At 69.9% G+C, this 17,109-nt stretch carries 18 protein-coding genes; 7 read left to right on the top strand and 11 right to left on the bottom strand.

The features are described from left to right. Positions 1-77 precede the first annotated feature (77 nt). The gene (locus DEA06_RS00895; protein WP_116646088.1) at positions 78-320 is read right to left on the bottom strand and encodes a zf-HC2 domain-containing protein; all 243 of its coding nucleotides are present in this window, start codon (positions 318-320) and stop codon (positions 78-80) included. Then, on the bottom strand, positions 317-913 hold the full coding sequence (locus DEA06_RS00890) for a sigma-70 family RNA polymerase sigma factor (RefSeq protein ID WP_205781207.1): 597 nt from the start codon (positions 911-913) through the stop codon (positions 317-319). Before DEA06_RS00890 ends, DEA06_RS00895 begins: the two co-directional genes overlap by 4 nt. Positions 914-1,037: 124 nt before the next feature. Here DEA06_RS00890 and aroA point away from each other — a divergent pair, with 124 nt between their 5' ends. From aroA to bcp, 3 genes are read left to right on the top strand one after another with little or no spacing between them, the layout of a single operon-like run. Beyond that, positions 1,038-2,393 (top strand): 3-phosphoshikimate 1-carboxyvinyltransferase, encoded by a 1,356-nt coding sequence (aroA, locus tag DEA06_RS00885; protein WP_116646086.1) that lies wholly within the window; start codon positions 1,038-1,040, stop codon positions 2,391-2,393. A 15-nt stretch (positions 2,394-2,408) separates the two neighbouring features. Further along, the gene (gene rsgA, locus DEA06_RS00880; RefSeq protein WP_116646085.1) at positions 2,409-3,446 is read left to right on the top strand and encodes a ribosome small subunit-dependent GTPase A; all 1,038 of its coding nucleotides are present in this window, start codon (positions 2,409-2,411) and stop codon (positions 3,444-3,446) included. A gap of 9 nt (positions 3,447-3,455) precedes the next feature. Beyond that, positions 3,456-3,929, top strand: a complete 474-nt coding sequence (gene bcp / locus DEA06_RS00875) for a thioredoxin-dependent thiol peroxidase (protein WP_116646084.1) — start codon at positions 3,456-3,458, stop codon at positions 3,927-3,929. 15 nt (positions 3,930-3,944) lie between these two features. On the opposite strand, the gene DEA06_RS00870 is transcribed toward bcp, so the two are convergent. Beyond that, positions 3,945-4,325 carry a histidine kinase gene (locus DEA06_RS00870; protein ID WP_240606750.1) on the bottom strand — a complete coding sequence of 127 codons (381 nt, stop codon included), beginning with the start codon at positions 4,323-4,325 and terminating at the stop codon, positions 3,945-3,947. A gap of 214 nt (positions 4,326-4,539) precedes the next feature. Between DEA06_RS00870 and DEA06_RS00865 the strand changes: the two genes are divergently transcribed. Continuing rightward, on the top strand, positions 4,540-4,788 hold the full coding sequence (locus tag DEA06_RS00865; protein WP_116646083.1) for a WhiB family transcriptional regulator: 249 nt from the start codon (positions 4,540-4,542) through the stop codon (positions 4,786-4,788). Between the two features lie 115 nt (positions 4,789-4,903). On the opposite strand, the gene DEA06_RS00860 is transcribed toward DEA06_RS00865, so the two are convergent. Genes DEA06_RS00860 through DEA06_RS00850 form a run of 3 tightly spaced genes read right to left on the bottom strand, consistent with a single transcriptional unit; the run spans position 4,904 to position 8,307 of the window. After that, on the bottom strand, positions 4,904-6,397 hold the full coding sequence (locus DEA06_RS00860) for a histidine kinase N-terminal domain-containing protein (protein WP_116646082.1): 1,494 nt from the start codon (positions 6,395-6,397) through the stop codon (positions 4,904-4,906). A 39-nt stretch (positions 6,398-6,436) separates the two neighbouring features. Continuing rightward, entirely contained in the window at positions 6,437-7,681 is a 1,245-nt protein-coding gene (locus tag DEA06_RS00855; protein ID WP_116646081.1) for a P-loop NTPase, read from the bottom strand. Next, on the bottom strand, positions 7,678-8,307 hold the full coding sequence (locus DEA06_RS00850) for a hypothetical protein (RefSeq protein WP_116646757.1): 630 nt from the start codon (positions 8,305-8,307) through the stop codon (positions 7,678-7,680). Before DEA06_RS00850 ends, DEA06_RS00855 begins: the two co-directional genes overlap by 4 nt. A gap of 98 nt (positions 8,308-8,405) precedes the next feature. Here DEA06_RS00850 and DEA06_RS00845 point away from each other — a divergent pair, with 98 nt between their 5' ends. After that, on the top strand, positions 8,406-8,687 hold the full coding sequence (locus DEA06_RS00845; RefSeq protein WP_205781190.1) for a helix-turn-helix domain-containing protein: 282 nt from the start codon (positions 8,406-8,408) through the stop codon (positions 8,685-8,687). 14 nt (positions 8,688-8,701) lie between these two features. Here the strand turns inward: DEA06_RS00845 and DEA06_RS00840 are convergent, their stop codons facing one another. Then, positions 8,702-9,301 carry a hypothetical protein gene (locus DEA06_RS00840; RefSeq protein WP_116646079.1) on the bottom strand — a complete coding sequence of 200 codons (600 nt, stop codon included), beginning with the start codon at positions 9,299-9,301 and terminating at the stop codon, positions 8,702-8,704. Between the two features lie 158 nt (positions 9,302-9,459). Here DEA06_RS00840 and DEA06_RS00835 point away from each other — a divergent pair, with 158 nt between their 5' ends. Next, positions 9,460-9,891 carry an Rv3235 family protein gene (locus DEA06_RS00835; RefSeq protein ID WP_116646756.1) on the top strand — a complete coding sequence of 144 codons (432 nt, stop codon included), beginning with the start codon at positions 9,460-9,462 and terminating at the stop codon, positions 9,889-9,891. A gap of 2 nt (positions 9,892-9,893) precedes the next feature. On the opposite strand, the gene DEA06_RS00830 is transcribed toward DEA06_RS00835, so the two are convergent. Then, entirely contained in the window at positions 9,894-11,120 is a 1,227-nt protein-coding gene (locus tag DEA06_RS00830; protein ID WP_116646078.1) for a pyridoxal phosphate-dependent aminotransferase, read from the bottom strand. Between the two features lie 65 nt (positions 11,121-11,185). Next, complete coding sequence (gene secA / locus DEA06_RS00825; RefSeq protein WP_116646077.1) at positions 11,186-13,996, bottom strand: preprotein translocase subunit SecA; 2,811 nt, start codon at positions 13,994-13,996, stop codon at positions 11,186-11,188. Between the two features lie 167 nt (positions 13,997-14,163). On the opposite strand from secA, the gene DEA06_RS00820 reads away from it, so the two are divergent. Then, positions 14,164-15,477: a hypothetical protein gene (locus DEA06_RS00820; RefSeq protein WP_116646076.1), complete on the top strand. Its 1,314-nt coding sequence runs from the start codon at positions 14,164-14,166 to the stop codon at positions 15,475-15,477. Positions 15,478-15,599: 122 nt separating this feature from the next. On the opposite strand, the gene raiA is transcribed toward DEA06_RS00820, so the two are convergent. Together raiA and DEA06_RS00810 are read right to left on the bottom strand one after the other, a co-directional pair. After that, positions 15,600-16,259: a ribosome-associated translation inhibitor RaiA gene (gene raiA, locus DEA06_RS00815; protein WP_116646075.1), complete on the bottom strand. Its 660-nt coding sequence runs from the start codon at positions 16,257-16,259 to the stop codon at positions 15,600-15,602. Between the two features lie 149 nt (positions 16,260-16,408). Then, positions 16,409-17,047: a phosphoribosyltransferase family protein gene (locus DEA06_RS00810; RefSeq protein WP_116646074.1), complete on the bottom strand. Its 639-nt coding sequence runs from the start codon at positions 17,045-17,047 to the stop codon at positions 16,409-16,411. Positions 17,048-17,109 lie beyond the last annotated feature (62 nt).

The raw sequence follows: 17,109 nt of genomic DNA, 5'->3' as shown, positions 1-17,109 counted from the left end.
TCGTGGTGCGGTGCGGCGCTCGCGGGCGTGCCGCACCGACCCGCGATGCTCAGCGAGCCGTGGCGGCCGCCGAGGGGTCAGCGACTGGTCTGCGCGGCGGCGAGGCGTGCGAGAACGAGGTCGCGCAGGTCTTCGGGCGCCGACTCCTTGCACGCACGGGCCACCACTTCTGTGAGGGTGCGCGCGACCAGGGCCTCGTCCTGACAGCCGGGACAACCCTCGAGATGCTGCTCGATGTCGTGGTGCGAGGTCTTGCAGACCTCGTGGCGGAGGTACTCCTCCAGGTCGCGTCGGGCCTTGTCGCAGCCGCAGTCGCTCATTTCTCTACTCCCGACGCGGCAGTGAAGCCGCGCTCCTTCGCGTAGCCGGCCAGCAGTTCACGCAGCATTCGCCTGCCTCGGTGCAGGCGGCTCATGACCGTGCCGATCGGAGTCTTCATGATGTCGGCGATCTCCTGGTAGGCGAAGCCCTCGACGTCGGCGAGGTACACCGCCAAACGGAAATCTTCGGGAATCGACTGGAGGGCGTCCTTCACGACGGATGCGGGCATCCTGTCGATCGCCTCCGCCTCGGCCGAGCGCGAACTCGTGGCCGTGGTCGATTCGGCTCCCCCGAGTTGCCAGTCTTCGAGGTCGTCGATGGTGCCCTGGTAGGGCTCGCGCTGCTTCTTGCGATACGTGTTGATGTAGGTGTTCGTCAGGATGCGGTAGAGCCACGCTTTGAGGTTGGTCCCCTGCGTGAACGACGACCACGACGAGAAAGCCTTCACGAACGTCTCTTGCACGAGGTCTGCCGCGTCGGCCGGATTGCGCGTCATACGCATGCCAGCCGCGTACAGCTGATCCATGAAGGGGAGCGCCTGCTCCTCGAACTGCGCGCGCGTTTCCGCTGCCGCGTCGACCTCGTCGTTCATCACCGGCCAGTCTATGTCGGGCCACGACGCAGACACCGGCACGGTCGCCTGCGGCGATCGTACGTACTCTCGTTCCAAGATTGCAGGCATCAGGCTCCTTTCGCCTTCAGTAGAGTTGAAACCGATGACCGCCGACGGCTATTCCCCGACCACCACGAACGCGACAGCTCCCCGTGGGGAGTGGACCGCGCCCGTCGCCGAGGGCGCCATCCGAGCGTCGCTGTCGGTGCCCGGTTCGAAATCGCTCACGAACCGCGAGCTGATCCTCGCGGCGATCGCCGACGGACCGGGGATGCTGCATTCCCCGCTTCACTCCGACGACTCGGCGCGCATGATCGACGCTCTGCGTGAACTGGGCGTCGGGATCGAGGCGGTCGCCACCTCGGGATCGTTCGGACCCGACCTCATGGTCACCCCCGTCGCCCCCTTCCGCGGCGGCACCTCGATCGATTGCGGGCAGGCCGGTACCGTCATGCGGTTCGTCGCCGGGCTCGCCGGACTCGCCGCGGGCGAAGTCGTCCTCACCGCTCACGAGAGCGCGTTGCACCGCCCGATGGGCGCGATGATCACGGCGCTCCGCGACGTGGGCGTCGACATCGACGACGGCGGCCGGTGGGCGCTCCCCTTCGCCGTTCGCGGCCACGGGCACGTCCGCGGCGGCGAGGTCGAGATCGACGCGAGCGCGTCGAGCCAGTTCGTCTCGGGCCTTCTGCTCGCCGCGCCGCGCTTCGACGTGGGCCTGCGGCTCCGACACGTGGGCGGCAGGCTCCCCAGCATCCCCCACATCGACATGACGGTCGAGGCGCTCGGTCATCGCGGCATCCACGTCGAGCAGCCCGCGCCCGGCGAGTGGCTCGTGCCGGCGGGTTCGGTACGCGCCAAAGACGTGACGATCGAACCCGACCTGTCGAACGCGGCCCCGTTCCTCGCGGCCGCGATGCTCACCGGGGGCAGTGTCTCCGTCGCCGGGTGGCCCCTGCACTCGACCCAGCCCGGGGCCCTGCTCACCGACATCCTGACGGAGATGGGCGGCCGGGCCTCGCGTCGCGGCGGCAGCCTCACCGTGACGGCGGGAGAGTCGATCGTCGGCGTCGATCTCGACCTCTCCGCGGCGGGAGAGCTCGCCCCCACCCTCTTCGGTCTCGCCGCGTTCGCCGACGCGCCCACCACGCTCTACGGCATCGGACACATCCGAGGTCACGAGACCGATCGCATCGCCGCCCTCGTCGGCAACCTCCGCGCGCTCGGCGGCGAGGCGGAGGAGCTCGAGGACGGCATCCGGATCGTTCCCCGCCCGCTCACCGGTGGCGTGTGGCGTGCGCACCACGACCACCGTCTCGCCACGACCGGCGCCCTCATCGGACTGCGCGTGCCCGGTGTGGTGGTCGACGACATCGGCACGACCGCCAAGACCATGCCCCAGTTCGCGCACTTGTGGCAGCGGATGCTCGACGGGTCTTCCGCGGATGCGGGATCCTGACCCCGTGACGGCCCGATGAGCTGGATCGACGACTCCGACGACGACGAGCCGGAGTTCGACGAGTCCGACTTCCGCGCCCGTCCCAACCCGCGGGCGAACCGGCCGCGGACGAAGCGGCGTCCGGCCCACGCCGACGCGACCATCGCGCGGGTGTTGGGGGTCGATCGCGGCCGTTACACGGTTCTCGTCGACGAGAACACCCCGGAGGAGCGACGCGTGACCACCACGCGGGCGCGGGAGCTGCGCCGCGAGCGGATCGTCACCGGCGATCTCGCCCGCGTCGTCGGCGACACCTCCGCGACCGAGGGCACGCTCGCACGGATCGTCGGGCTGGAACCGCGCACGTCCCTCCTCCGACGCAGCGCCGACGACACCGATCAGGTCGAGCGGATCATCGTCGCCAACGCCGACCAGATGCTCATCGTCGTGGCCGCAGCCGACCCCGAGCCGCGCGAGCGCCTCGTCGACCGCTATCTCGTGGCAGCACTCGACGCCGGGGTCCGCCCCCTTCTCGTCGTCACGAAGACCGACCTCGCCGATCCTGCGCGCTTCCTCTCGCACTTCGACGGCCTCGATCTCGAGGTGTTCACGAGCGGGCGCGACGAGATGCCGCTGGAACGCATCGGCGCCGCTCTGATCGATCACTCCACGGTCTTCGTCGGGCACTCCGGCGTCGGCAAGTCCACGCTCGTCAACGCCCTCACCGGCTCCGATCGGGCGACCGGGCACGTGAACGAGGTCACCGGCCGTGGACGGCACACCTCCTCCTCGACCGTGTCGCTGCGGTACCGCGGCGAGCGCGGGTCGGGCTGGGTCATCGACACGCCCGGCGTCCGCTCGTTCGGGTTGGGTCACGTCGACCCCGCGAACATCCTCGGCGCCTTCACCGAGCTGGCGCTGGTCGCCGAGGACTGCCCTCGCGGGTGTACGCATCTCCCCGATGCGCCCGACTGCGCGATCGTGGAGGCCGTGGGCGAAGGCCGACTGGCCCCGGAGGGCGCGGCCCGCTTGGATTCGCTGCAGCGGCTGTTGGCCACCTTCGCCGGATCGTAGGCTGGTCGGGTGACCCATCTCGAACCCGGCTCCGTTGCGCCCGACTTCACCCTCCTCGACCAGGACGAGCGACCGGTGTCGCTCTCGGACTTCCGCGGGCGTCGCGTCATCCTGTACTTCTACCCCGCCGCGATGACCCCCGGCTGCACGACGCAGGCCTGCGACTTCCGCGACAGCATGGCGTCGCTGCAGGGTGCGGGCTACACCGTGCTCGGCCTCTCGCGCGACGAACCCGCCAAGCTGCGCCAGTTCCGCGAGAACGACGGCATCACCTTCCCCCTGCTCAGCGACCCCGACCACGCCGTGCACGAGGCGTACGGGGCGTGGGGCGAGAAGCAGAACTACGGCAAGACGATCACCGGGGTGCTGAGGTCGACGTTCGTGCTCGACGAAGACGGTGTCGTGCGCGAAGCCCTGTACAACGTGAAGGCCACGGGACACGTCGCGCGCCTGCGCAAGACCCTCGGCGTCGACGCCGCCTGACGGTCGGCGTCTTCGTCACTCTCCGTCGGGGCGTTGCGGCGCGGCCCGCCTGACGGCCCCGACGAGGAGCACGAGACCGATCACGCCCGGCGCGGCGATCGCGAGCGCCGTCAGGGGATCGGCGCCGACCCCCGTGAGCGCACCCAGCGCAACGGCGAGGATGAGGATCTGCACCACGATCCCGCCCGAGCGCCCCCACGACTGGTCGCGCGCCGTGGCGACGGCGAACGCGGCCAAGGCACCGGCGGCGACCACAGTGAGCACGATCAGCGCGAGAGCGGTCGTGAGGAACACGGTGTCACCCTCAAAGAGGGCGACGATCTGCCACACCACGAGCGCGAGCGCACCCGCGGCTTCGAGGGCCAGCATGGCTGCAGCGAGAACGCGCACGGGCACGATGCGTCCTTTCGGGAACCGGATGCGGGCGGTAACTCCCTGGAAACCTGCCGGTTACCTCTTGATCGTCCGGGAGCGCTGTGGGAGCATGGTCGAAGCCGTGTGCTCCCACAGCGAAGTGGGGCGGGCCTCTGCCCGCATCTCCCACCAGGGTACCCGACACCCGAATACGGGATCCGAACCCATTCCGACTTACGTCACAAGGAGCACCACCATGGATTGGCGCGACAAATCCGCCTGCCTCACCGTCGACCCCGAGCTGTTCTTCCCCGTGGGGAACACCGGCCCGGCCGTCGACCAGATCGAGAAGGCGAAGTCCGTCTGCGCCCGGTGCACCGTCACCGAGGTGTGCCTGCAGTACGCGCTCGAGTCCGGACAGGACTCCGGTGTCTGGGGCGGCCTGTCAGAAGATGAGCGTCGCGCGCTGAAGCGACGCGCCGCGCGCGCCCGTCGCGCTTCCTGAGCGTCCACCGCCTGCGTCACACGCCCACGACCGGGCACACGACGCAGACCTGGTGAAGCCACTCGCGCGGTGAGCAACCGCAACTGAGCGGGGAGCGTCTTCGGATGCTCCCCGCTCAGGCGCGAGAGCGGTCGATGTAGCGCATGGGGATGTCGATCGTCACTTCGGTGCCGCTACCGACGAGAGTGTGCCAGTCGATCGTGCCGCCCAGTTCGCCCTGGATCAGGGTGCGGACGATCTGCGTTCCGAGTCCCTGGCCGACGTGCCCCTCCGGCATGCCGACACCGGAGTCGCGAACCCGCACCTCCAGTCTCTCGTCTGAGCGCTCGGCGGTGATCTCCACCTCGCCCTCGCGTCCGGCGAGTCCGTGCTCGACCGCGTTGGTGACGAGCTCGGTGAGAGCGAGCGCCAGCGGCGTCGCGTACTCGCTCGGCAGGGTTCCGAAACGGCCGGTGGAACGCGTACGTGCGCGGGTGTTGGGCGCGGCGGCGACCTCCGCGACCAGCTTCAGCACGCGGTCGAACACGTCATCGAAATCGACGTTCTGGGCGAGCCCCTCCGAGAGGGTGTCGTGCACCACGGCGATGGCCGACACGCGTCGCATGGCCTGGCTGAGAGCGTCCCGGGCTTCGTCGGAATGGGTGCGTCGCGCCTGGATCCGCAGCAGGGACGCGACGGTCTGCAGGTTGTTCTTGACCCGGTGATGGATCTCGCGGATCGTCGCATCCTTCGTGATGAGTTCCTGCTCCTGGTGGCGGATCTCGGTCACGTCACGGCACAGCACGATCGCACCGGTGCGCACCCCGTGATCGCGGAGCGGGATGGTGCGGAGAGACACCTGCACGCCACGGGCCTCGATGTCGGCCCGCCACGGAGCACGCCCGGTCACGACCACGGGCAGCGACTCGTCGACCTCGCGGTCGGCGGGGAGGATGCGGGTGGTGACGTCGACGAGCGCCTCGCCCTCGAGCTCGTCGTCGAAGCCCATGCGATTGAACGCCGAGAGGGCGTTCGGGCTGGCGAAGGTGGTGATCCCGTCGACGTCGAGTCGGATGAGGCCGTCGGAGGCCCGCGGCGCGCCGCGGCGAGGCGCGATCGGAGCCGCGAGATCGGGGAACTCCCCCGATGCGACCATCCCGAAGACGTCGTCGGCGCAGTCGTTGAAGGTGATCTGCTGACGCGAAGGGATGCGTGCTTCGCCGAGGTTCGTATGACGGGTGAGCACGCCGACCGTGACCGGTGCCTGACCGGCCTGCGTCGAGGTGCGGACGATCGGCACGGCGCGCACGCGCGTGGGAGTCTCCTCGAACCAGTCGGGCGACGCCGAATCGACGATGCGGCCGCTCTGGAAGGCCTCGAGCACCTGCGTGCGCCACTGCGGCCGCACGCGGTCACCGACGATGTCGCGGTAGAACAGGGTGGCGGCGCCGCCCGGGCGGGTGTGCGCGACGGCGACGAACGAGTCGTCGGCGGTCGGCACCCAGATCACGACGTCTGCGAACGCGAGGTCGGCGAGCAGCTGCCCGTCCCCGGCGAGACGATGGAGCCACTCGACGTCCGGTTCCGTGAATCGGCCCTGGGCATAGACGAGGTCGCTGAGCGTGGACACCCCCCTAGCGTACGGGGAGCCTCCCCCGTCCACCGACGCTCACGCGGTACGCGCCACGCGTCGCCCGACCGCGCGCCGGCGCGTTCGAGCAACCGCTGAGGCGGCCGCCGCGGGAGCGACCGCCTCACCGACGACACGACGCACGGCAGCGGCGAGGGGGGAGCGGGGAGACGTCTCTGCCACCGGTCGAGCCGCCAGCACCGCCGCGTCGGCCGAGCGGGGATCGAGGGGGACGAACCAGACGTCCTCGATCCCGGCGAAGCGCTCGAGTGTCCGACGCACCTGCCCTCGGGCATCCACCCCGAGAGTGCCCGGGCGCATCCTGTTCGCAACGACGACGACGCGCGTCGCCCCCACCGCCGCACGCAACTCGGCGTGCGCGCGAAGGAAGCGCGATACGCCCACGGGATCGGCCGACAGCACGGCGACGATCATGTCGGCCTCCTGCAGCACGCCGAGTGTCGCAGCGTTGCGTCGTGGCCCGTCGAGGTCGCTGACGATCTCCTCGTCGGTCTCGAGAGAGGCCGCGACGTCGACCACCACGTGGTCGGCCCAGCCCCGGCAGGCACGCAGCGCTCCTGTCACGCGTTCATGCGTCAGCTCGGGCCACCTCCCGGGACGGTTGATGCCCGTCAACACGTCGACGGCACCTGCGCCGGCCCCGATGGGCACGCTGATCCGGCTCAGCTCTTCATCGTCGAGCTCGGCGAGATCGACCTGGCGGCACGCCGCGGCGAACCCCGGCCCCTCGTCGGCGAGCCCGAGCATCACCGCGAGCGCGGGCGCGTGCGTGTCGGCGTCGACCAACGCGACCCTCGCGGCGCTGCGTCGCAGCTCGACCGCGAGCTCGATGGCGAGGGTCGAGCGGCCGGGCGCGCCGTGGGGGCCCCATACGGCGATCACCCCGTTCCCTCTCGGCGGCGCCGGTGCGGCGGCGAACGCCGCGGCGGGGCTGGCGAGAGCGTCGGCGAGCACCCACCCCTCGACGTCCAGCGGGAGCGGCCGTCCCAGTCCGAGCAGCCCTGCGTCGCGCCGGGCCGACGGGTCGTCACCGAGCACGACGACCCTGATTGCACGCCGATGGCACTCCTCCACGAGCATCCGCGACAGGCCTCGAGGAGACGACTGCACCACGAGCACGTCGGCACCCGCGGCGAGGATGTCGCGCGGCGTGCGCGCCGCAGCATCCGCGTCGACGACCGCGACGACGGTCAGACCTTCGCCGCGGAGCTCGGATGCGAGGCGGGAGCCCCGGGCCCCGTCGACCGCGACGACGACGGTCATCGCGTCGCTCCGGCGATCGGGACCACCGACAGCACCGAGCCGTCGGACTGCGCCCCGAGGATCGTTGCGACGTCGGCTCTCGCGATCACGAGCTCGAGCGTCGCGGTCGGGCGTCCGACCATCGCGTCGTCGCGGCTGACGCGGGCCACCGTGGCGTCGGCGACGAGGATGCGCGGCGCCTCGAAGGTGTCGCGATCGAGAGGGGGTGCGTACCAGACCTCCACACGCGTACCCACCCCGATCGCCTCGGAGACGTCGGTCGTCGAGCGGACGACGACGCTGGTCGTCCGGGCGTCGCCGGCACCGCCGACGGCGTCGACCGGCACCAGCTCTCCCTCCCCGATCGTCCTGGTCGCCACGAGTGCGTCTTCGAGCGCCGAAGCCGAGAGATAGGACCGGCGCGCCGGGCCGAGAGCGACGTCGACGACCCGGAGATCGGAAGGGGCCACCGCCTCCCCCGGCACGATCGTGCGCGTCGCAGCGTAGACCGGTTCGGTCTGCCGGGCCGCGGCCACGACGAACCAGACGCCGGCGATGGAGATCGCGATGAAGACGATCCCGACCAGGAATCGGGCGTCGGCCCAGAACGTTCGAGGTCGCCGGCGAGGAGAGTCGATGGCCGTCATGGCGACCATGGTGCAACGAACCGCGCCGTCGCGGTGGCGATTATCCACAACGGCGCGGGTCGAAGCGGAGCCGGCGTGGCGACGCTCATAATGAAGACATGCCAGATGTCCCCCCGACCGGCGCGCGGATGCTCGCGCCGTCGCAGGTGGCCGAACTGCTCGATGTGACCGTCGAGGAGGTCATCGCGCTCGTCCACGACGGACGCCTTCGAGGCGCCCGCGTCGGCACGCCCGCGAGATGGCGAGTCGACGAGGACAGCGTCGGGGGGTACCTCGACGATCAGGCGGAGGAGGCGCGGCGGATGGCGCTCTGGCGCCAATCGAACGCCGCCAGCTTCCCCGAGCTCTGGGGCCGAGGAAGCGTGCGCAACCCCGACTGACCGAGTCCCCTCGCTCACACCGCGATCGGCGCGACGATGCCGATCCAGGCGACCGAGGCGAAGGGGATGATCCGGTACGCCGAGACGTCCGCGCGACGGCGCGGCGAGCCCGGGTCGTGCAGTGCGAGATCGAGGTGGTCGGCGCCCGCCCGGTCGATCGTCCCCGAGAACACGCGCGCGGACGTCGCGTGGATGCTGACCCCCGCCCGGCGGCGCACGAGATCGCGCACCGCGAATCCGAACGTCGCGCGGCGGGAGACGGGCGCCTTCGCGGTCGCGCCGACGGGCCGCGCGGTGCGCAAAAGCTCGGCGTGAGACATGCGCACAGCTGTCACGGAGGCCAGCGGGACGAGCGCGGCTCCGGCACGGGTCTGCCAGGGAGACACGAGCAGCCAGTCCGCTCCGAGAGCGGTGACGGGGGCATCGAGCACGGTGCCGTCGACGAGTTCGAGCGCCGCGGAGGCGTCGGCGCCGACCATCGCGGCGACACGTTCGTGGAGGGTCAGCTTCGACAGCCGCAGGCGCTCCGCTTCGCTGTCGAGAGCGGCGCGCTCGGCCTCCCACTCCGACTCCAGCTGATCTTCGATGTCTTCGAAGAAACGGTCCCATCGCATGACGCCGACGTTAGGGCAGCCTCGAAGCAGCCCCGGCCTCTTATCCACATCCCGAAAAAGTTCGGCAGCCGTAGGAGATGTTGTGCTGTACTGAGCACAAAGTTCCCCGCTGGACTCAACGACACCCCCCGGTCGAGATAGGCGCACTGATGGCACCGATGTCTACGAGCACTGCCCGCGCATTCCCCCTCACGGTTCGATCGCTGGAGATCGACGAGTACTTCGCTCCCCAGCCCACTCGCTCCAGCGATCTGCCCGCCCCCGCACCGCTGCTGCGCAACCTCACGCTGGGCGTCCTCGAGGTGCTGGCCGGCGTTCGTGAGATCGAGCAGCTCTCGCGCTGGCTCACCGAAGACGCCTACCGCAGCCTCCTGACGCGCGCCAACCTCGCCACGCGGGCCCGCAGCGCACGCGGGGTGCCCGCCGCGCGCCCGGTTCACCGGATCCTGTCCGTGCGCGAGTGCGTGCCCGCCGACGGAGTCGTCGAGGCGGTCGTGATCGTCGCGGGCCCGGCGCGCACCCGCGCCGTGGCCATCCGGCTGGAGGGGATGGACCGTCGCTGGAGGGCGACGTCGCTCGCCCTCCTGTGACGCTAGGGGCGGTAGGAGGAGAGGAAGTTGCCGAGCCGCTCGATCGCGTCGGTCAGGACCCGCGCCTCCGGCAGCGTCACGATGCGGACGTGATCGGGCGTCGGCCAGTTGAACCCCGTGCCCTGCACGAGGAGCACGTGCTCGGCGATGAGGAAGTCGTGGACGAACTTTCCGTCGTCGGGGATCTCGTAGACCTCCGGGTCGAACCGCGGGAAGGCGTAGAGCGCTCCCTGCGGCATCACGCAGGAGACACCGGGGATCGCCTCGAGGCCCTGCCACGCCGCATCCCGCTGCTCATGGAGCCGACCCGTCGGGGCGATGAGCGCGTCGATCGACTGCACCCCCGAGAGCGCCGCCTGGACGGCGTACTGCGCCGGCACGTTCGGACACAGACGGGTCGAGGCGAGGAGGGTGATTCCCTCGATGAACCCCTTGGCGTGGTCCTTCGGTCCGGTGATGACGAGCCAGCCCGACCGGAACCCCGCCACCCGATAGGTCTTCGACAACCCGTTGAAGGTGAGGCACAGCAGGTCGGGCGCGACGGTCGCGAGCGGGATGTGCTGCGCGTCGTCGAAGAGGATGCGGTCGTAGATCTCGTCGGCGAGGAGCAGCAGCGAATGCTCGCGTGCGACGGCAGCGATCCCCTCCAGCACCTCCCGCGAGTAGACCGCACCCGTCGGGTTGTTCGGGTTGATGATGACGATCGCCTTGGTGCGCGGGGTGATCTTCGACCGGATGTCGTCGAGATCGGGCTGCCACCCGTCGAGCTCGTCGCAGATGTAGTGCACCGGCGTGCCGCCGCCGAGGCTCGTCATCGCCGTCCAGAGCGGGTAGTCGGGTGCTGGGATGAGCACCTCATCGCCCTCGTCGAGAAGCGCCTGCATGACCATCGTGATCAACTCGGACACACCGTTGCCGAGGTACACGTCATCGGGATCGAACAGCGGGAATCCGGGCACCTGCTCGTACCGCGAGACGACCGCGCGGCGCGCCGACATGATGCCCTTGCTGTCGCTGTAGCCGTGGGCATGCGGAACGGCGTCGATCATGTCGCGCACGATCTGGAAGGGTGCTTCGAAGCCGAACACGGCCGGGTTGCCGGTGTTCAGCTTGAGGATGCGGTGCCCCTCGCTCTCGAGCCGGTCGGCCTCGATGAGCGCCGAACCACGGATCTCGTAGAGGACGTCTTTCAGCTTCGACGACTGGTCGAGCGAGCGCGGCGAGGTCATCCAGTCAGAATAAACCCGCCCCGAACCGGCCAATGCTCATCGCGTGGACCGGTCCGGGGCCGCGGTCACTTCTTCTTCGGGGCGGCCCGCCGCTCCGCACGGTTCTGCGGGGCAGCCGACGGAGCACCCTGGCCGCCGTCGGTGCGCTGTCCGAAGGCACCGCGCGGCGCCTCGGCGACGGGGGCTGCGGCCGGGACGGATGCCGCGGCCGCTGCCTGACGCACGCGGTTCGTCGCCGCCTGCTGCACCTGCCCGCGGTCGTTGCGCACCTCTACCTCGCCGGCGTCGTTCGCGGCGGAGTACTCCAGGCGCTGACCCTCCACCGGCGGCGCGGCGAGACCCTTGGCCTCGACCTCGGCCTCGTCGCCTTCGGCGCGACGCACCTCGACCTCGAGGTTGTAGAGGTATCCGACGGACTCCTCCTTGATCTGGTCCATCATCGACTGGAACATCTGGTACCCCTCGCGCTGGTACTCGATGAGCGGGTCGCGCTGTGCCATCGCGCGCAGGCCGATGCCGTCCTTGAGGTAGTCCATCTCGTAGAGGTGGTCGCGCCAACGGCGGTCGAGCACCTGGAGCACGACGCGACGCTCGAGCTCGCGCATGGCGGGCGCGCCCAGTGTCTCCTCGCGGTTCTTGTACGCGATCATCGCGTCGGAGAGGATCTCGCGCTTGAGACCGGCCGCCGTCACCCGGCCCTTGTTGCCGGCTTCGGCGACGACCTCGTCGATGGTGACCGAGACGGGGTACATCGTCTTCAGCTCGGTCCAGAGCGCGTCGAAGTCCCAGCTCTCGGTGTGGCCGCTGCCGGTGTGGTCGTCGATCACCGTGCTGATGGCGTCTTCGATGAAGTGCTCGACGCGCCCGGCGATGTCGTCGCCGTGCAGCATCTGGCGACGATCGGCGTAGATCGCCTCACGCTGGCGGTTGAGGACGTCGTCGTACTTCAGCACGTTCTTGCGCACCTCGGCGTTGCGCGCCTCGACCTGGGTCTGAGCGCTGCGGATCGCGCGCGAGACCATGGTCGATTCGATCGCGACGTCGTCGGGGAAGTTCGTACGGGCGAGGATCGCCTCCGCCGCACCCGACTGGAACAGGCGCATGAGGTCGTCGGTCAGAGAGAGGTAGAAGCGGCTCTCGCCGGGGTCGCCCTGACGGCCCGAGCGACCGCGCAGCTGGTTGTCGATGCGGCGCGACTCGTGCCGCTCGGTACCGAGCACGTAGAGACCCCCGGCCTCGACGACCTTGGCGGCCTCCTCCGAGACCACGTCCTTCGTGCCCTGGTAGACCGTGTCCCACTCCGACTCGTACGCCTCGGGGGTCTCGACGGGGTCGAGGCCCTTGGCCTTCATCTCCTGCACGGCGAGGAACTCGGCGTTGCCGCCGAGCATGATGTCGGTACCGCGACCGGCCATGTTCGTGGCGACCGTGACCGCGCCCAGACGCCCGGCACGAGCGACGATCTCGGCCTCGCGCGCGTGGTTCTTCGCGTTGAGCACCTCGTGCTTGATGCCCTTCTTCGCCAGCAGCCGCGAGAGGTACTCGCTCTTCTCGACGCTGGTGGTTCCGACGAGCACCGGCTGGCCGGTCTCGTGGCGCTCCGCGATGTCTTCGACCACCTGGGCGAACTTGGCCGTCTCGTTCTTGTAGACGAGGTCGGACTGGTCCTTGCGGACCATCGGCTTGTTCGTCGGGATGGGCACCACGCCGAGCTTGTAGGTCGACATGAACTCCGCGGCCTCGGTCTCGGCCGTACCGGTCATGCCCGCGAGCTTGTCGTAGAGACGGAAGTAGTTCTGCAGCGTCACCGTGGCGAGGGTCTGGTTCTCGGCCTTGACCGGCACGTTCTCCTTGGCCTCGATGGCCTGGTGGATGCCCTCGTTGTACCGGCGACCCACGAGGATGCGGCCGGTGTGCTCGTCGACGATCATGACCTCGTCGTTCATCACGACGTAGTCGCTGTCGCGCTTGAACAGCGCGAGCGCCTTGATCGAGTTGTTGAGGAACGAGATGAGCGGGGTGTTGGCCGACTCGTAGAGGTTGTCGATGCCGAGGTAGTCCTCGACCTTCTCGATACCGGGCTCGAGCACACCGATCGTGCGCTTCTTCTCGTCGACCTCGTAGTCGACACCGACCTCGAGAGTGCGAGAGATCTTCGCGAACTCGGCGAACCAGCGGTTGGCCTCGCCCGACGAAGGACCGGAGATGATCAGCGGGGTGCGCGCCTCGTCGATGAGGATCGAGTCGACCTCGTCGACGATCGCGAAGAAGTGCTCGCGCTGCACGAGGTCTTCCTTGCGCCACGCCATGTTGTCGCGGAGGTAGTCGAACCCGAACTCGTTGTTCGTGCCGTACGTGATGTCGGCCGCGTACTGCTCGCGGCGCACCTGCGGCGTCTGACCGGCGACGATGACGCCCGTGGTCATGCCCAGCGCGCGGTAGACGCGGCCCATGAGCTCGGACTGGTAGCTCGCCAGGAAGTCGTTGACCGTGATGACGTGGACGCCCTTGCCAGCGATCGCGTTGAGGTAGACCGCGAACGTCGCCGTCAGGGTCTTGCCCTCACCGGTCTTCATCTCGGCGATGTTGCCGAGGTGCAGGGCCGCGCCGCCCATGATCTGCACGTCGTAGGGACGCTGGCCGAGGGTGCGCTTGGCCGCCTCGCGGATCGCGGCGAACGCCTCCGGCATGAGCTGGTCGAGCGTCTCGCCCGCTTCGTGACGCGATCGCAGCTCCGCGGTCTCGCCGCGCAGTTCGTCATCGGTCAGCTGCGCGTAGTCGTCTTCGAGTGCGTTGACCGCTTTGACCACCTGCTGGAGCCGGCGGAGGATGCGCCCCTCTCCGGCGCGGAGCAGTTTCTCGAGAGGATTGGCCACGGAGGATCTCCATCTGTCGGGTGCGGCGCGAAGGCCCGCCTGCGAACAGGCATATGACGCCCATGTTATCCGTTCGTGACCTCGGAGGAACCAGGGTGCGCACGTCCACTGCGCGCCCACGGCGAACAGTCGGCTTCGACACCGCACCGGGATCGTAGGATCGGAACATGGCCGGGTTCTGGGGAAAACGCAAGCGCGAAGAGCAGGATGCGGCGGATGCCGACCTGATGCGGCGAGCCGAGATGGCGATCGTCGCGGCCGATGAGCGGGTGCGCCTGACCGCGGATGAGCTCGACTTCGCGGTCGCCGAACTCGGCGAGTCGGCCACCGCAGACCTGCGCAACGCCCTTGACTCCGTGAAGACCCACCTGAGTGAGGCGTTCCACCTCCACCAGCTCAATCACGATGAGATCCCCGACACCCCGGAGGAGCTCCGCACCCGCAACGCCCGCATCATCCAGCTCTCCGAGTGGGCCGAAGACCTGCTCGAGGAGCGCACCGCGGTGCTGCAGGGCGCGATCGAGAAAGTGCGTCGCGCGCCCGAGGTGCTCGAACGTGTGCGCGCCGACCGCGAACGCCTCTCACTGCGCGTGCCCGCCGCCCGGGATGCCGTGCAGCGCCTGTCGACCAGATACAGCCCCGCAGCGCTGCAGCAGATCTCGGGCAACCCCGAGGAGATCGAGCAGCTGCTCAGCTTCGCCGGTCACACCGCCGACGTGTCGGAGCGCCGTCGCGAGGCCGGCCAGCGCGAGCAGGCCGGGGTCGCCCTCGAGGCGGCGACGGAGTCGATACGCCGTGCCGAGTCGCTGCTCGACGCCATCGACTCCTACGAGATCGAGGCCCTGCGCGCCGAGTCGACGCTCGCCGCCGTGGTCGAGGACTCCCGTGGCGACCTGGTCGATGCGCGCAGCGGTCCGCAGACCCCGGCCGTCCGCGAAGCGATGGTGGCGCTTGAGAGGGCCCTGGCCGAGCTCCCGGCCGGCGGAGTGCGCGACGACCCGTTCGGCGCGCTCTCGCGACTGCGTCAGGCGAACACCGAGCTCGACGCCGCCCGCGAGCGCGCCTCGCGGCCGGTCATCCCCCAGACCCACGTGACCCACGCCGTCGACGACGCCGATCGACAGCTCACGGTGGCCCGCAGCATCATCTCCGGCCACCGCGGCTGGATCGGAGCAGACGCGCGCACGCGCTTCGCGGAGGCCGAGCGCCTCCGCGCGGAGATCCCCCTCGGCCCGATCGACGAGGAGGCGCGCGAGCGCACGATCGCGCAGGCCCGCCGGGTGGCCGCCCTGGCGTCGGAGGCCCTCCAGCTCGCGCAGAACGACATCGACTCCTCGCGCCCGAACGACTGGGGCGGCGACGGGTGGGGCGGAGGCCGCGGCGGTGGACGCGGCGGCGGCATGGGCGGCGGCAACATGGTCGGCGGCATGCTCGGCGGCCTCGTCATCGGGTCGCTGCTCGGCGACATGTTCGACGGCTGATCGGCTCGTCGCAGCATCCGCTCGCCCACAGACCGCGAGACCCGATCCCCGCGGCGAGACCCTGACAGAAAGCCAGGGTCTCGCCGGTCGGATCGGGTCTCGCGGTCTTCGTCAGGGGGACGTCAGGATGCTGCGCGTGCCTCCGGAGCGGCCTGCGTCTCGAGGGAGATCACGCCGTAGTCCCAGCCCTTGCGGCGGTAGACGACACTCGGGTGATCGGAGCGGGCGTCGACGAAGAGGAAGAAGTCGTGTCCGACGAGCTCCATCCGGTCGACGGCCTCCTCGACCGTCATCCACTCGGCGTCGAACTGCTTCGTTCGGATGACGACCGGCGTGTAGTCGGCCTCGTCGTCCACCTGGACGACGGGCACCTCACCCGTCGCGACGGCGTGCAGCAGCTCGGCGGAAGCGGGCTCGATGTCGATGCCCGCGAGCGATCCGCTCTCCTTCTCGAACTTCGCACCCCGGGGGTGGTTGCGCGCGTCGACGCGCTTGTCTTTGGCTCGACGCAACTGCTCGGCCATCTTGTCGACGGCGAGATCGAGGGCGGTGAACTTGTCGCCGTCCGTTGCTTCGGCCCGTACGACCGGACCCTTACCGCCGAGGGTGAGCTCGACGGTCTCGTCTTCCATCCGCCCGTTGTGATAGGCGCGATGGGTGACTTTCACTTCGAGGCCCTGCGCGCGCGGCGCGAGGGTTTCGATGCGTGAGGCCTTCTCTTCGACGACTGTTCGGAATCGTTCCGTGATCCCTACTCCCACGCCGACGATGTTGGTGTCCATCCGTGACCTCCTTGTTCCGGGTTCGCCCAATCGGCTTGTTCGGTGCCAAGGGCGAACGGTCCGTCGCCTTGCTAGTCCCCCCACCGTAGTCGTGACGACCGGGCCTGTCACGCACGAAACTCGGATGCGATGAACCTCATCGGATTCGCCTAGCGAAGGCCCTCGCGACGCCTCGGCGTCGCCGCGGCCGTCGCCGCTCCCACCACGTCGGCTCCTGCCGCGCGCAGGGCCCGGACGGCCTCGCCGAGGGTCGCGCCGGTCGTGACGACGTCGTCCACCACGATCACCCGGCGGCCCGCGACGCCCCGCGCGACCAGACTGTGCTCGACATTCGCTCGGCGCTCGTCGATGCCCAGCGCGCGCTGGTCGCCCGTGGCCCTCACGATGCGCAGAGCCCTGTCGACGGGAACCCCCGCTCGGCGCAGCAGCAGCTCGGGCACGCGGTATCCGCGTCGTCGCATCGACGCGGTCGAGGTCGGAACCGGAACGAACGCGGCGCCCGCGGGGAGGACGGCGAGCGCCGCGCCGAGAGCCGCCCCGAGCGGGCGTGCGAGGGCCGTGCGCCCCTCCTCCTTCAGCGTGCGCACGACGCGGGCAGCTCTGCCCTCGAAGCGCACACCGCTCCAGACCTCCACGCCGTCGATCACGCGGCTATGCGGCTCGGGCTCGAGCGCGGCGAGGCACTCGGCGCACAGGGCCAGGTCTTCGGCCCCGCACCCGGCGCACTCGACGGGGAGGACGAAGGCGAGCGCGTCGGCGAGCGCGCGCCGGATGACAGCGGAGTCCATCGCGTCATCGTCGCGCGTCCAGCGTGCGCGGGAGCGCCCCGGACACGCAGGCGAGAACGGAT

The organism is Microbacterium sp. Gd 4-13 (assembly GCF_003095395.1).
Lineage (GTDB): Bacteria > Actinomycetota > Actinomycetes > Actinomycetales > Microbacteriaceae > Microbacterium.
Note: the sequence above shows the minus strand (reverse complement) of the source record. Positions and strands in the feature narration are given on the sequence as shown.

Coding starts and splice junctions, on each gene's coding strand:
- DEA06_RS00895 (WP_116646088.1), bottom strand. CDS start 320: ATGAGCGACTGCGGCTGCGACAAGGCCCGACGCGACCTGGAGGAGTAC.
- DEA06_RS00890 (WP_205781207.1), bottom strand. CDS start 913: ATGAACGACGAGGTCGACGCGGCAGCGGAAACGCGCGCGCAGTTCGAG.
- aroA (WP_116646086.1), top strand. CDS start 1,038: ATGACCGCCGACGGCTATTCCCCGACCACCACGAACGCGACAGCTCCC.
- rsgA (WP_116646085.1), top strand. CDS start 2,409: ATGAGCTGGATCGACGACTCCGACGACGACGAGCCGGAGTTCGACGAG.
- DEA06_RS00865 (WP_116646083.1), top strand. CDS start 4,540: ATGGATTGGCGCGACAAATCCGCCTGCCTCACCGTCGACCCCGAGCTG.
- DEA06_RS00855 (WP_116646081.1), bottom strand. CDS start 7,681: ATGACCGTCGTCGTCGCGGTCGACGGGGCCCGGGGCTCCCGCCTCGCA.
- DEA06_RS00850 (WP_116646757.1), bottom strand. CDS start 8,307: ATGACGGCCATCGACTCTCCTCGCCGGCGACCTCGAACGTTCTGGGCC.
- DEA06_RS00845 (WP_205781190.1), top strand. CDS start 8,406: ATGCCAGATGTCCCCCCGACCGGCGCGCGGATGCTCGCGCCGTCGCAG.
- DEA06_RS00840 (WP_116646079.1), bottom strand. CDS start 9,301: ATGCGATGGGACCGTTTCTTCGAAGACATCGAAGATCAGCTGGAGTCG.
- DEA06_RS00835 (WP_116646756.1), top strand. CDS start 9,460: ATGTCTACGAGCACTGCCCGCGCATTCCCCCTCACGGTTCGATCGCTG.
- DEA06_RS00830 (WP_116646078.1), bottom strand. CDS start 11,120: ATGACCTCGCCGCGCTCGCTCGACCAGTCGTCGAAGCTGAAAGACGTC.
- DEA06_RS00820 (WP_116646076.1), top strand. CDS start 14,164: ATGGCCGGGTTCTGGGGAAAACGCAAGCGCGAAGAGCAGGATGCGGCG.
- raiA (WP_116646075.1), bottom strand. CDS start 16,259: ATGGACACCAACATCGTCGGCGTGGGAGTAGGGATCACGGAACGATTC.
- DEA06_RS00810 (WP_116646074.1), bottom strand. CDS start 17,047: ATGGACTCCGCTGTCATCCGGCGCGCGCTCGCCGACGCGCTCGCCTTC.